Here is a 13577-nt window from a genome sequence, read left to right as displayed (position 1 = left end):
TCGCCTTCGGCGTCATCGGAGCAGCAACGTTCTCAGCGTCGTTCAGCGCTCACCCGTTGAGGCCGAGAGAATCACACAACTGCTGATGAAGCGACTTCAGGTGCGCGATGGCCTCGGGGGGGCAGCTCGCCGATTCCTCTTTCCACCATCGTGCTGGCGATGGCTACCTTCGAGGCGGGGCGCACATCGTGATTCTCGAGCCACCTGTCTGCCGTCTTCGACCACGCCTCGGCAAACCGGTCGCTTAACTCGAGCGCAGTCGACGACGTGCCCATCGCATGTTCAGCTCGGTACTCTTCGATTGCGGCCGTGTAAGTCTCTGAGGGCAGCAAGTTCTCGACTCCCGCGACACCAAGGGAGACGACCAGTTCCGTTGGAACCACTCGCCCGAGATGTCGAGCAAGGTCCGCTCCTCCGCCATCGCCGTCAACGAGGTATGCAACCTTCGCGGCTTGGAAGTCCAACTCCGGATAGAGATCGAGCGGTAGTTCAGACAGCCCTGGAGCGATCTGGTAGGGAAGCCTCTGCAATCCGGTGGCAAGTCGGATGAGCGAAGGCAACAGGATCATGTCACTTGCGCCCTCCGCGACGACGACACATCGCGCTGGTGTGAGAGCAGCGGCCGAAGCTCCCATCGCCATCATAAGAGACGTTAGCGCCGGAGAACGCTGGGACCAGAAGCTGTTCTCGACGTGGCTAGTCTCCTCGCCATCTACGACGACGGCACGGATTCCGACGCCGAGGTCGCTCGGCAGACAGGCCGGTGAGTGAGTGGTGTAGATCACCTTCGCGGCCTGTTCCTGCCTGGACAACATCTCCACTAGGTCTGCCTGTGCGTTGATGTGCAGATGGTTCTCCGCCTCATCGATGAGGAGGATCGGCGGCACTTCAAGCTCGCGGGACGCGAGAAACGCCGTCAGTGCGACGAAGGACCTGAGTCCCTGCGAGCGTTCCTCGAGAACGGAAGCGTAAACCTCATCTTCGACAATCCCGATGCGCAACGTCTTGCCCTCAATGTTGAGGTCGACCGCGAGGGATGATTGCTTCCAGGCGCTAGAGAAGTGCGCAGCAAGTTGCCGATTCGCTTGGTGCTTCAGTGTGTTGCGTCGCGACACCTGGTTGGTTTCGACCGCCGCCACCAGGGCAGCTAGGTCGAGACCGGCTAGGCGGGTAAGGTTTGCCAGCGCCGGCGGCGTGTCCTTCAATAGCGCCTGGTCCAGCGTGTAGGCGGACTTCAGCTCGCGGTCGGCGTCTGCGAACAATGCCATCACCGGAAGACGTTTGCCTAGTCGCTCACGCACGACGGGCTCGGGCGGAGGCGTGGCTAGCCATTCTTCGATCTGTGCCCAGGCCGACCTCAAAGCAGTCGGACTCGAGTACTTCTGAAGCTCCCGGAATATCTCTCGCCCCGAACGGAGTAGTTCGTCTCCTACTCCCGTATCCCGACTGTCCGAGTCGAAGAACAGCGCGAGTGCCTCACCGAGGTCATGAAGGTCTTCAGTCACAGACCTCCGGTGCTCGAAGTCGTCTTGACTCTCATCGCTTTCCGGATCTCCGGTATCGACTCGCTCAAGCGCGTCCAGCCGAGGAAGGGCATCGCGGAGTTCCGTAACTCGGTGAAGAACGTCACCAACCGCGGTGCGCGGAAAGGGGTGAATACCTATGGAACCGTCACCATTCGCGGTGCGTGACAACGTGAGAGTGGAGGGAGAAGACTCAAGGTCGAGGCCCTCGAGTACGGCGACGTCAACATCCTCGAGCTTGTACGTGACGGTCACAACGTCGGCATCGTCGGAGATCGCCGCTGCCCGCGAGCGCTCATCCGGAGGCAGGGTGAGATCGCCGTTGACCATTTCCAGCGCCTTGAGCAGCGTGCTCTTGCCGGCCTCGTTCGGCCCGACTACCGCGATGAGCTTCTGGTCCAGTTTGATGACCGTGTCGATAAGCCTTCCAACTCCTCGGACGCGCGCACGTAGCAGCCTCATCGGCACTCCCCCCTGATAGTAGATCTGGCCGACGGCCAAGTGATCTTCGTGTTTCACTCACTGTAGAGCTCGTGAGGATGTCCGGCGGGCCGGCAGCGATAGGTTGGCGTCATGAAATCCGTTTTTCTGCGCCCGGTCGGCGAGGCCCCGACATGGGACCCCAAAGGCAACCATCATCCCTACGTCGATCCGAAGATTCGCGGTGCACGCAAAGGCGGCGACCTGTCCGTCCAGAGGAAGCTGTACGAGGACCTCGCTGTACATCTGCACCGGAACAGATTCCCTGAGAATGGCGGAAGCGAGACCGACCACACTGACGACGCGGAATGGCTTCGTCGACTCGCGATGTACTTCGGGTGGAGCGAAGAATATCACTCTCGTGTTAGCTCCGAAGCGGCACACGAGGCGTTCAAAGTTGCTCCCTCACCCGCGTCCCACGACGACGCTAAGTAGATCGTTCCACGACACGCCTGCTCCGTCGCTGGTATGCCCCCGCGAGTCGATCTCGGCGGAAGGCTAAGAGATCGCGGCACCCTTCGGCCGGATACCGCTTCGACGCAGCCCGTTCACCTGCTCATCCAAGAACTGAGCAACAACTCACCACAGGTCGGGTGAACATCGCAGCACTCTCTAGGTCGGCAGTTGAAGCGCGATTACAGGCTGTGACCCACCTCACAAAACCACTGACTCTGCGCGAGCGCCTCGTACGCCGCACCTCGGCGGCTATTGGGATCAGTGGCAAAAGCATCAGCTGATGACTCGAAAAGTATCTCAGAGATGTCTTCTGAGGAAAGTGAACCGAATTGGCGGCCACGCGCGAGGGTATTTCGAGCTTCGACAATATCCCGGGCAGAGACCGAAGCGTACATCAGACCAAGTCGGAGGAGGCGAAACTGAAACTCGACTCGAGCGGAGGTAGTTGAGTCCACCTGGGGCCCGGGCCTGGCGTCGAATATGAAGGTCGCTGGGTCTCCCTCAACCAATTCAGCAAAGAGCCATCGCCCATCGACCCCCTCGAAATACGGATGGAACATCGTCGTTTCCATCGTGTTCGCCTGATAGGCATTCAACTGATGATTGCACTGCTGGCAAGCAGGCACGAGATTCCACGGCTCGATGGCTAGCGCTGCGATTCTGGACTTCGGTAGATAATGATCCAGAGTTGTTGCATGCCCGTACTGGCAGTAGCTGCAGAGATGATGGCGGGCCCCTGCGATAAGTGAGTCATAGTGCTTTCGGGCTGCAGTGCCAGATCCTGCCAACTGGCGGTCGTACAGGGCAACTAGTTCAGCAGAACTGAGTTCATCTACCTGGAAGTTCTCCGGTGCGCAGACGTGAACATCGCCTTCTTCAACCGCTTCGCGAAAACTCAGATGGAGCTGCGAGAGGCGTGGTACCGCGCTCCGTACGCGCTCTTTCAGGTCCTTATCCCTCATCCGCGAGGAACACGCCATCGCAACCTCGGCCACGGTCGACAACGGAGGGTCAACGGTCCACATGGCTGCTTCTCATCGCCTCAATCATTCCGCGAAGGATGGCTCTGCCCTCGCTGCCAAGCTGACCGTTGAGCTCGTCCAACGCAGCGTCGTAACCGGAATCGCGATGGTTGAGGGCAATATCTAGCAGCATGCTGTGATACCCGGTCGAGGTGACTTCCAGACCGAAGACCTCGTTGGTGAGCGTGCCGACATTCTCACCGAAAGTCTCGAGTCGTGGTCGCTTGAAGGTCGTGGTTTCCCCGTCTCGGTCAAACTTCCAGACACATCGCTTCGGTACCTCCTGCAGGACGACCGGGGAATGAGTCGCAACCACAGCGAGGCCATTGCGATTGATGAGGAGGTCGCTAAGCGCCCGCAAGAATGCCGATAGCAGTGGAGGGTGTAGGTGAGCCTCGGGTTCATCGAGAAGAACAAGACTTTTCTCGGTGACCGTTTCCACGAGCCGAGTGATGGTCAGGAGAACCAACTTATGGCCCGAGCTCAGCAGTTTGAACTTGGCAGTCAGTAGATCGAGGAAGTCATCTTCAGACTCGCGCTCCGCTGCGTCTGCGATTCCGGTTGCGTGGAAGATCGGATCACTCTCCAGTAGCCGGAGCGCTCTGACCCATCGGGACCGGCGTGAGTCTTGCAGACAAGATCGCGCCGACTTCGACATCTCCGCAGAGATCGCTCTCGGCCCCTTGATCCGCTCGGAATCATCCTTGATCTTGAGGCCAACATAGTGGTAGGTAAGGCCTTTCGTCCTGTCACGAGAGGCGGTGAGCGGCTCGAATGAGTCAAAGGCGCTGAAGGAAACCGATACGAGGTTCGCCACGGTCTCGTCGGAATCCTCCGATGATGGCGGCCCTCCGCTCGCGCCCTGTTTAACGAGATGCATCGCGAGACTATTCAGGAAGGTGCTCTTGCCGACCCCATTGCGGCCGATGATCACGTGGATGTTTGTCGGCGGTCGCGAATCCGGAGAAACCTTGAATCGTACTGGTCGGTCGCCGAGGTAATCGAGGTTGACCCGGAGGTTGTAAGGCGTGAGCCTCACTCCACCACGGGCTAGACGGGCATACTGCTCTTGAACGGTCAAGAGGGGGACATATCTGAGCAACGAAACCCTTGTCACGTCTTCGTTCTGGGCCCGCGTGAGCAATTCGGGGTCGAAGGCGAGGTCGTTTAGCCCCCTCAAAACCGTTTCCCTAACGTCCGCGCTGATCTCGGAGAGTTTCTCGTAGAAAGACGCATCCTGACCGAGCGAGAAGTATGACTCAGGGAGCTCCCGGAAACTATCAGGCGGACCAGGAAGCCGAGACTTCCCTGGCTCGCCGTCCCCTCGACCAGCAGGCAATAGACCAAACTTGCCGATCTTGGTCTCACCGATCTTGTGGCGGGTGCCGTCGGTGTCGACGACCATAACGTCGAAGGATGTCGAATACTTGAACCAGTCATCCCAGTCGATGCGGCGCAAGTACACCCTGTTTGGCCTCGACTCGTTGATCCCCGGCCATCCGGTGGAATGAAACTTCAAGGTTCTCTCCATGACGCTCGCGCGCCAGCGCGCTTGATTCGATCCGCTGGGCAACCGCGGTCTGATCCCTGCCAACCGGTATATCGAGTCGATCATACAGCGAGAGACTGCTCCGGCAGCCCTAGCTACGCTGTCGCAACTGAACACGGCAGTCAGTCGGCCGTGGTCGACGAAGTAGGGCTGTTTCCTCGCCCATCTCTACATTGCCGCGAAGCCACTCAGGCAGCGTCTAAACTACAGCGATGACGACGGCGCCATGCCGTCGGAGTAGTGAAGGTCTAGAACTCGCGCCCGACCAAACCGCCAACCTCGGTGTCAAGGATCGAACGTACTATTCCGTCATTGAACCATTCTTCTTCGATCACGTCTTGCGGGATGTCGTTGCTGTTGATGGTGCAGATGTACTGTCCACCCGTGGTCTGCACCATGTCTTGCGCGAAGCGGAGCGCCTTCGCGAGCTGGCGCGGATCGACGCCGTCGAACACGACAGAGTCGTGGACGAGGAAGTCGGGGTGACGGGCCGATACCGCTCCTTCTTCCAGCAGGGTGAGGTCGAAGCAAAAGAGCTTCATGCGGTCGACACCGCTGCTGCCTGAACCGGGGACGCTGACGGTGAACTTGTATCCGGCGTTGTCGACCTCGACCGTTAGCGCGGCATCCTTCCCATACAGCCGTCGCATCTTCTGGCTGAACTGCGCGCCAACATGGTCAAGCTTCTGTCTGGAGCTCGCGAGCTGCTCAGTTGCGCCCTTACGGAGGGTGGACTGCTGCAGTTTCAATTCCTCCCGTGTTGTCACCAGCTCACGCGCTTGTTCGATCTGAAGGTCGACTGCGGCGATACGTGCTTGCACACTCGCGAGCTCATTCCTGAGTTCGTTGAGCTCCTCAAGGGCGCCGCCGGCGTCCAGCGTGCGAAGCGCACCTACTCTCTGCTCGTCAAGACGTGAGAGGTCAGCCTTTCGAACTCTGATGCGCTCATCGAGGTTCTCGATCTCGTCTCGAAGAAAGGCTCTTCGATTGGTTAGGAGGTTGGCGTGGAACGCTGCGACATCGTGCATCTGCTTCGTGAAGCCGTTCGCGAGCACCGCGCCGGCAGCGGCGAAGAGCCCCTCGATGTCGACCACGGACTGAGCATCATTCGCGTCCTCAGAGAGTGACGAGACGTACAGCGCCCGCATTCGGCCGTCAACGACGGCCTCGTCTCGGAGAACGGAGATCTCTGCCGTGAGTTCGTCCGCGCGCTGTACCAGTGAGTTGGGGTCTTCCAAGACCCGGAAGCCCTGGATTCTGCTTTCCCATTCTTCGACCTCGGTGAGCAGTGCCGCCCGCTCAAGCGCGAGATCGCTCTCCGGACGCAATGTGGACACAAGCCCGTCGCGGGCGGCGGCAGTGATGGTTTTGAGCTGCTTGAGGCTCTTGTCGACGTTGGCGAGGTCGAGGATGACGTTCCAGTCGAGATCAAGGAGGAAAGCGATGTGCTCGCGACTACTCGTCGCGCTCTGCACCGAGATGACCTTCAGCGGGTCTTTCGGCGCATCCGTCCGAATCACGTATGACAGCAGAGTGCGGACCGAGATCCCGCCGGAGACCTTCTCCGCGAGGGGTTCCAACCGGAACAGTCCGAGCCCAAGTAGGTCCTTCCAGTCTTCTACTCCGATCTGGCCCTCAACGAGGTAGGGAGCGATGATCTCCTTGGCTGCGCCCATCCCGATGACTGAGAGTTTGTTCCCGCCAGCGAGCGCGCGAGTGGCGATGACGGCACCCCCGAACAATTGCAGCTCAAGGGTGAACTCCCAGCCGTCGTCCGCAAGCGGCTGCAGCTTCTTGTCAAAGGTGCCGCCGAGGACGTAGTCGAGGATCGACAGGAGCGTAGACTTCCCGCGCGCATTGCGGCTGTCCTGATCCGTGGAGTCGGGGGCTCGCTCGGCGACGATGGCGTTGAAGCCTGGCTGGAAGGTGATGGGCTTGAACTCGGCCCGGTTGGAGCTCAAACGAACGAGCACTATTCGATCCTCAGCATTCCGTCGTGATGATTGATTGCTCCAGCGCCATAGAGCAGGGTCAAGGCCGTGGCGAACGAGTCGTAGGGCGATGTCGGCACTGTTTCTCGGTACTCGACGAAGAGCTGACCGACGCTTAGGGTTCGCTGCCCCAGGAGGAGAAGGATTGTTGCTGCTTCCCCGACCAGCGTCTTCGCTATCGGAGTGAATTTGTCCGGGAACAGCTCACTCACGCTCGAACACCTCGCAGATTTCGAACAGGTAGGAGATTACTGCGAGCGCCGCGGCATGATGTCGCGCTGTGTCCTGAACGCCCGCATTGTCGGACGCACGTTGCACGAGGTAGTCGAACACCTCATCGGGCTCAAGCCCGTCTGCCAGGGCGGAGTGGTAATCGCTCTTGGACCGCGCCGCGAGGCGCTTTCCGAACCCGGGGCTCAACTCAGTTTGGAAAGCGATGAAGGAGGCCACGCGCTCTGCTTGGGAGAGGCCTGCGGTGATCCGTTCGACCACGCTCGGGCCAAGCTTGTTGAGCTGAATCTTCTGCTGGACAGGGAGTGCGATATCAACGGGGACTGCGGCCGGAGATTCGGCCGCGCCGACGAGAACGCTGCAGACCAACGCCAGCTCCGCGTACGACACGTTACCCAGACCGGCGCGGACAGCGCGCGCTACGCGGGCCTCATGCGCGTGCTTGGCGTCCCTGAGGAACTCGACCGTGTGCAACGCGAGCTGAGCATCCACTGCATCATGATGAGGGCCGCACAGGTAGAGCAGGTTGTCCGCCGATCCGCGTTGCTGGTCTGTCATCGACGAGTCGTACCGCGGACCCCCGGGACTTGCCGCGCAGATGTGAGCTACCTTTCCTGTTGCCTTGGGACGGTCTTCATCGGCTAGCGACTCAATTGTGAGGAGCAGTCCACATCCGGGATACGCGCAGGTGTTGCCGCTGCGGGCGACAACAACCTTTTCCTGGGCTACGGGTACAGGAGCACGCGATGACGACTTGGGCACGACCTCAGAATATGGGTTGCGTTGCGGCCAGCAGCACACGACACCGCTGACTCCGCTGAGGGGGCGCGGAGCAACTCGTCTGTCCCCGGCTGCACTTCGCCGCGGCAGCGCCGGTCAACGCAGCGTCGAAGTAGAGGACTACGACGGACACAGCAGAGGATCGGCGCCGTAATCGAGCTAAATCATCCCCGTAATCATGCGGCAAAATACCTTCCGCGTACAACCCACACAACTTGCACGAAGAGCAGTTGCGTCTGGCACCTGAATCTCCGAGCACAACGAAGAACCCCGCCTGATTCAGGCGGGGTTCTTCGCTTCATGCCAGCCGCGCGTGCGGGTCGAGGTCGGAGGCCTCCCCCCGTTTCGCCGGCACGGCGATGAATCAGGAGACAGCGGCCTCGCCACGTGGGAGGACGGTCAGGACGCGCTCGATGTGGTCGTGGAACTCGGCCATGAAGCTCCGCAGGAAGTCGGCGGTCCTCGGGTTCGACACACTGCCGTCCGCCTCGAAGTCGTCCGGGTTGAACTGGATGTATGCCTCGGGTGCCGTCATCTGCCGGGCGTTGCAGAAGCTGAGGACGCCCCGCAGACTCTGCTGCGCGAGTGCGGTGCCGATCGCGCCGACGGATGCACCGATGACGGCTGCCGGGATGTGGTCGAAGGAGTTCTGTCCCCACGGCCGAGAGGCCCAGTCGATCGCGTTCTTGAGTCCGCCGGGAATCGACCGGTTGTACTCCGGAGTGACGAACAGGACGGCATCCGCCCCGGCGATCGCGGACTTCAGGGCGAGCGCTGCCGGCGGGTAGTCCGCGTCGTAGTCCTGGCTGTACAGCGGCAGGTCGCGGATGGGGGTCTCGAAGAACTCCAGGTCATCCGGCGCGACGCTGATCAGTCCCTGAGCGAGCACTCGGTTGATCGACGTCGACGACAGGCTTCCGATGAAGTATCCGACCTTGAATGTCATGATCTCTCCCTGGATCGTGGGTGTGAGGTCATCATCCCCCGCCCATCGGGATCGATCAACGGCATCGTGTCAGTCCGACGACTTCCCCACCGGCGAGGACTCGCCATCCGCGGAGTCCTCTTCCTGGCGGGCGCGCCCCGACCCGGCCCCGAGGCTGATGGTCGAGAGCAGCCCGAGCGCGAGGAAGCCCGCGGCGGTCCAGGCGGCGTAGCGCGTGCCGTCCGAGAACGCCTGCTTCGCGTCGTCCGCGATCGCCGCCGTCTCGGGATTCGCCTCGAGCCCGGCGATCGCCCCGCCGGCGCTGTCGACCACCGCCGAGACGACCTGGTCCCGCTGCTCAGCAGGAAGCCCGCGATCATCGAGCGCCGAGCCGAGCAGACCGGCGGTGCTGCTGAACAGCACGGTGCCGAGGATCGCGACGCCGAGCGCCGCCCCGAGCTGGCGTGAGGTGGACTGGGTGCCCGAGGCGGCGCCGCTCTCGGCGACAGGGACATCCGCGAGCACCACACCGGTCAGCTGCGCGGTGGCCAGCCCCACACCGAGTCCGTACACGAACAGGAACGGGAGCAGCGGCACCCACGACGCATCCGGCCCGATGACGAACCCGACCCCGGCGACGCCGATGATCTCGGCGATCAGCCCCACCCGCACGACCCAGACCGGCGGGAACCTGCCGCTGGATGCCCCGGCCACGCCGCTCGCGACGAACGACCCTCCGGCGAGCGCCAGCAGCAGGAACCCGGTGTGCAGCGCGTCGAAGCCCAGCACGAACTGCAGCCACAGCGGGAGCGCCAGGATGATGCCGAACTCGCCGAGCGACACGACGGCCGCTGCGATGTTGCCGTTGCGGAACGACGGGATCGAGAACAGTCGGAGGGCGAGCAGCGTCGATCTGCCGGCCCGTTCGCGGTGCACCCCCCACACGATGAAACCGATGAGTGCCACGACGGCGAGGAGGAAGGCGAACGGGATGGGCGACAGGTCCAGCGGCCACGTCCAGTCGCCGAGCTGCGGTCGCTCGTCCACCAGCCACCAGCCGTAGGTGCGACCCTCGATCAGCCCGAAGACCAGGCTTCCCATCGCGACCACCGAGAGCACGGCGCCGACGACGTCGATCCTGGCTGCGCGGTCGCTTCGCGATTCGGCGACCGTCAGCAGCACGCCGATCACGATGATGATGCCGAGCGGGATGTTGATCCCGAACGCCCAGCGCCACGAGAAGGCCGTCGTCAGCCATCCGCCGAGCAGCGGCCCGACCGCAGCCATGCCGCCGATGGTCGATCCCCAGACGGCGAAGGCGATCCCCCGCTCACGTCCGCGGAACGTCGCATTGATGATCGACAGCGTCGTGGGAAGGATCATCGATCCGCCCACGCCCTGCACGAGGCGCGCGAGGATCAGCATCCCGCCGTCCGACGCGAGGGCCGCGAGGACGGAGGCCGCAGCGAAGACACCGACGCCGATGAGCATGACCCGTCGGCGCCCGAACCTGTCGGCGAGACTGCCGAACACCAGGAGCAGTGCCGCGAAGACGAGCGTGTACGCCTCCTGCACCCACTGCACCTCGGTCGAGGTGATGCCGAGATCGTCGACGACCGCGGGAATGGCGACGTTGACGATCGTCGAGTCGACGATGATCAGGGAGACGGCGATGCTGATGAAGACCAGCCCGACCCACCGCAGGCGAAGTTGCTTTTCCACAATAGCTAGCTTAGTTAGCTAAATCGGATTCCGGTAGCTCTCCGTGGGAATCGGAGCTTGTACAGTGAGCGCGTGGACCCTGTGACCGAGACTCAGCGGCAGCGACGCCCAGTCGTCGTCAGCATCGTCGTGATCCTGGTCGTGCTCAGCGGCCTGTCGAACGCCTTCATCGGCATCGTCGTGCTCCTCAGCCGCTACCGCGTGCCGGATGGCGATGTGCTGGCGGTATCGCTCATCGGCTCCGGCGTCATCCTCTTCGGTCTGCTCACGCTCGCTGTGGCCTCGGCGATCGGTCGTGGCAGCCGCCTCGCCCGCCTCCTGCTCACGACCTATCTCGGCATCCAGCTCGTGCTGCACGTCGTGACCGCTGCGACGACCGACTGGGACTGGGCCGTCTTCGCGCAGACCGTGCTCGAAGTCCTGCTGCTGGTGGCGCTGTGGGCGCCGCCGGGTTCACGACACTTCGCCGACCGCTGATCGTGCGAGCACGCGCCGGTGCACCAGCCGCACGATCTCGATCGCGAGCACGGTGAGCACCGTGATGATCGCGATCAGGGAGGCTGCCTCCTCGCCCGGATCGATGAGCTGGAAGAATCCGGTGGAGAGCGGGACGGTGAACAGCGTCGCCAACGCCACGAACATCGCGCCGACCACCAGCACCTTGTACCGGTTGAGCGGACGCGCGAGCACGGCAAGCACCCAGATACCGACGATCGCGAGGATGATCGTGGAGCCGGTCCGCAGCTGCGGTTCAGTGACACCCAGCGCCATCGCCACGCGCGTGTAGACGGTCAGGGCGATCGCGATCAGCAGCCCGGCAGGGATCGCGAAGGTCAGTGATCGACGCAGGAACCCGGGGACGTACCGCTGCACGTTCGGCATCAGAGCGAGGAAGAACGCCGGGATGCCGATCGTGAGGCCGTCAGTGATCGAGAGCTGTCTCGGCAGGAACGGGAACTCCAGCACCATCACCCCGAAGAGCACTGCGAGCGTGGTCGCGTAGACCGTCTTGGTGAGGAACAGCATCGAGACGCGCTCGATGTTCGCGATCACCTGCCGCCCCTCCGCGACGACATCCGGGAGATGCGAGAACTGGCCGTCCAACAGCACGAGACGCGCGACGGCCTTCGTCGCGGGTGAGCCGGAGTTCATCGCAATGCCGATGTCCGCCGTCTTGATCGCGAGCGCATCGTTCACGCCGTCGCCGGTCATCGCGACGGTGTGCCCGCTGGCCTGGAGCGCGACGACCATGCGCTTCTTCTGCTCGGGCGTCACCCGACCGAACACCGTGTGCGATTCGAGCACCTCGCCGAGCGCCGCGTCGTCCTCCGGGAGCTGCCTCGCGTCGTATCCCTCGTCGACCTCGAGCCCGACCTGCCTCGCGATCGCCGCGACCGTGCGCGGGTTGTCTCCGGAGATGACGCGGACGCCGACGCCCTGCGCCTGGAAGTATGAGAGCGTCTGGGCTGCATCGGGGCGCACCTTCTCGCTGAAGGTGATCACGGCGACAGGTTCGAGGCCGGTCGGCAGGGACTCGGCCTCCTGGGCTTCCGGCGGGTAGGGCTCCGAGGTGCGCGCGAGCACGAGCGTGCGCAGCCCCTCGGCCGCCAGACGCGTCACCGCTTCGCCCACATCGGTTCCGGCATCCGTCGCGACATCGCCCAGCACCATCTCCGGGGCGCCGAGCACCCAGGTCTCGTCCGAGCGATCGGCGAACGCCAGAGCGCTCCATTTCCGAGCGGAGGAGAACGAGATGTAGACGGATGCCTCGCGCGGCGCCGCCGCCGGATACGGCTCGCGCAGACACCGCGCCGTGGCGTTCGCATCAGGTGCGGCTCCGAACCAGGCGAGCGCATCCTCCCAGCCGGCTGCGGTCGCGCCGAGAGGTTCGAGGTCGCGGTATGCGAGCTCACCCTCTGTGAGGGTGCCGGTCTTGTCGAGGCAGATGACGTCGACCCGAGCGAGGCCTTCGACCGCCGGCAGCTCGTTGACCAGGACCTGCCGGGACGCGAGGCGAGCCGCACCGACGGCGAATGCGATCGATGTCATCAGCACGAGCCCGAGCGGGATCATCGCGGTCAGCGCGGAGATCGTGTTGACGATCGCCTGGGTCCAGGTGCCGGTCTCCCAAGCCGACACCCAGCCTCCCGCGACCATCATCTGCGCGTTGAGCACCAGGAGGCCGATGGGCCCGATCCCCCACCCGACCCACTTCAGCACGCGATCGACCGAGGTGCGCAGCTCCGACGCGACGAGCGAGAACCGCTTCGCCTCCGCCGCGAATTTGTTGGCGTAGGAGTCCGCACCGACTCTGATGGTCCTGGCCACTCCTTCGCCCGCCACGACGATCGACCCGGAGAGCGCCTCGTCGCCATCTCGTTTGTCGACGGCATCCGACTCCCCGGTGAGCATCGACTCGTCGATCTGCAGCGACCGGTGTTCGAGCACCACAGCGTCCGCAGTCACCTGGTCGCCGGCTCGCAGCACGAGGATGTCTCCCTCGACCACCTCGGCAGGGGCGATCTCGGACTCCTGCCCATCGCGTCGAACCCGTGCGCGCGGCGCGTTGAGCAGCGCGAGTCGGTCGAGCGATGCCTTGGCCCGGAACTCCTGCCAGCAGCCGATGATCGCGTTGCCGAACGCAGCGAGACCGAAGAGCGCATCCTGCCAGCGTCCGAGCAGGAGGAGCACCAGGAAGCAGGCGCCGACGATGCCGTTGAAGAGCGTGAAGACGTTCGCACGCACGATGTTCCACGCGCTCCGACTCGAGTCGCCGGCGAAGGCGTTGGTCTTCCCGACGGCGGTCAGCTCTGCGACGCGCGCCGCAGTGAGTCCCACTCCGGCATCGGTCTGCGTATCGATGCCGGCCGTCGCTGTGGGCTCCATCCGCTCACTGTA

10 protein-coding genes are annotated in these 13577 nt (G+C 63.1%); 1 reads left to right on the top strand and 9 read right to left on the bottom strand.

Annotation, left to right across the window (positions count from 1 at the left end):
* Positions 1-71: 71 nt before the first annotated feature.
* From V7Z82_RS01400 to V7Z82_RS01365, 8 genes are all read right to left on the bottom strand, one after another.
* Complete coding sequence (locus V7Z82_RS01400) at positions 72-2024, bottom strand: AAA family ATPase (protein ID WP_334147224.1); 1953 nt, start codon at positions 2022-2024, stop codon at positions 72-74.
* 614 nt (positions 2025-2638) lie between these two features.
* Positions 2639-3484: an HNH endonuclease gene (locus V7Z82_RS01395; RefSeq protein WP_334147220.1), complete on the bottom strand. Its 846-nt coding sequence runs from the start codon at positions 3482-3484 to the stop codon at positions 2639-2641.
* Complete coding sequence (locus tag V7Z82_RS01390) at positions 3471-5000, bottom strand: AAA family ATPase (protein WP_334147218.1); 1530 nt, start codon at positions 4998-5000, stop codon at positions 3471-3473. The genes V7Z82_RS01395 and V7Z82_RS01390 overlap by 14 nt, the downstream gene beginning before the upstream one ends.
* 278 nt (positions 5001-5278) lie before the next feature.
* On the bottom strand, positions 5279-7003 hold the full coding sequence (locus V7Z82_RS01385) for a DUF2326 domain-containing protein (RefSeq protein ID WP_334147216.1): 1725 nt from the start codon (positions 7001-7003) through the stop codon (positions 5279-5281).
* Positions 7003-7233, bottom strand: a complete 231-nt coding sequence (locus V7Z82_RS01380) for an ABC-three component system middle component 6 (protein WP_334147214.1) — start codon at positions 7231-7233, stop codon at positions 7003-7005. The genes V7Z82_RS01385 and V7Z82_RS01380 overlap by 1 nt, the downstream gene beginning before the upstream one ends.
* Entirely contained in the window at positions 7226-7810 is a 585-nt protein-coding gene (locus V7Z82_RS01375; RefSeq protein WP_334147211.1) for an ABC-three component system protein, read from the bottom strand. Before V7Z82_RS01375 ends, V7Z82_RS01380 begins: the two co-directional genes overlap by 8 nt.
* Before the next feature lie 586 nt (positions 7811-8396).
* Entirely contained in the window at positions 8397-8981 is a 585-nt protein-coding gene (locus tag V7Z82_RS01370) for an NADPH-dependent FMN reductase (protein ID WP_334148313.1), read from the bottom strand.
* Between the two features lie 66 nt (positions 8982-9047).
* Positions 9048-10679 (bottom strand): DHA2 family efflux MFS transporter permease subunit, encoded by a 1632-nt coding sequence (locus V7Z82_RS01365; RefSeq protein ID WP_334147208.1) that lies wholly within the window; start codon positions 10677-10679, stop codon positions 9048-9050.
* A gap of 72 nt (positions 10680-10751) precedes the next feature.
* Here V7Z82_RS01365 and V7Z82_RS01360 point away from each other — a divergent pair, with 72 nt between their 5' ends.
* Positions 10752-11156, top strand: a complete 405-nt coding sequence (locus V7Z82_RS01360; RefSeq protein WP_334147206.1) for a hypothetical protein — start codon at positions 10752-10754, stop codon at positions 11154-11156.
* On the opposite strand, the gene V7Z82_RS01355 is transcribed toward V7Z82_RS01360, so the two are convergent.
* On the bottom strand, positions 11133-13565 hold the full coding sequence (locus V7Z82_RS01355) for an HAD-IC family P-type ATPase (RefSeq protein ID WP_334147204.1): 2433 nt from the start codon (positions 13563-13565) through the stop codon (positions 11133-11135). The genes V7Z82_RS01360 and V7Z82_RS01355 overlap by 24 nt on opposite strands.
* Positions 13566-13577: the final 12 nt, after the last annotated feature.

The organism is Microbacterium sp., from assembly GCF_036823965.1.
Classification (GTDB): domain Bacteria; phylum Actinomycetota; class Actinomycetes; order Actinomycetales; family Microbacteriaceae; genus Microbacterium.
The sequence above is the reverse complement of the archived record's forward strand: the minus strand, read 5'-3'. Positions and strand labels throughout refer to the sequence as shown.

Excerpts from the sequence above, each read along its gene's own strand:
- V7Z82_RS01395 (WP_334147220.1), bottom strand. The coding sequence starts at position 3,484 with ATGTGGACCGTTGACCCTCCGTTGTCGACCGTGGCCGAGGTTGCGATG.
- V7Z82_RS01375 (WP_334147211.1), bottom strand. The coding sequence starts at position 7,810 with ATGACAGACCAGCAACGCGGATCGGCGGACAACCTGCTCTACCTGTGC.
- V7Z82_RS01355 (WP_334147204.1), bottom strand. The coding sequence starts at position 13,565 with ATGGAGCCCACAGCGACGGCCGGCATCGATACGCAGACCGATGCCGGA.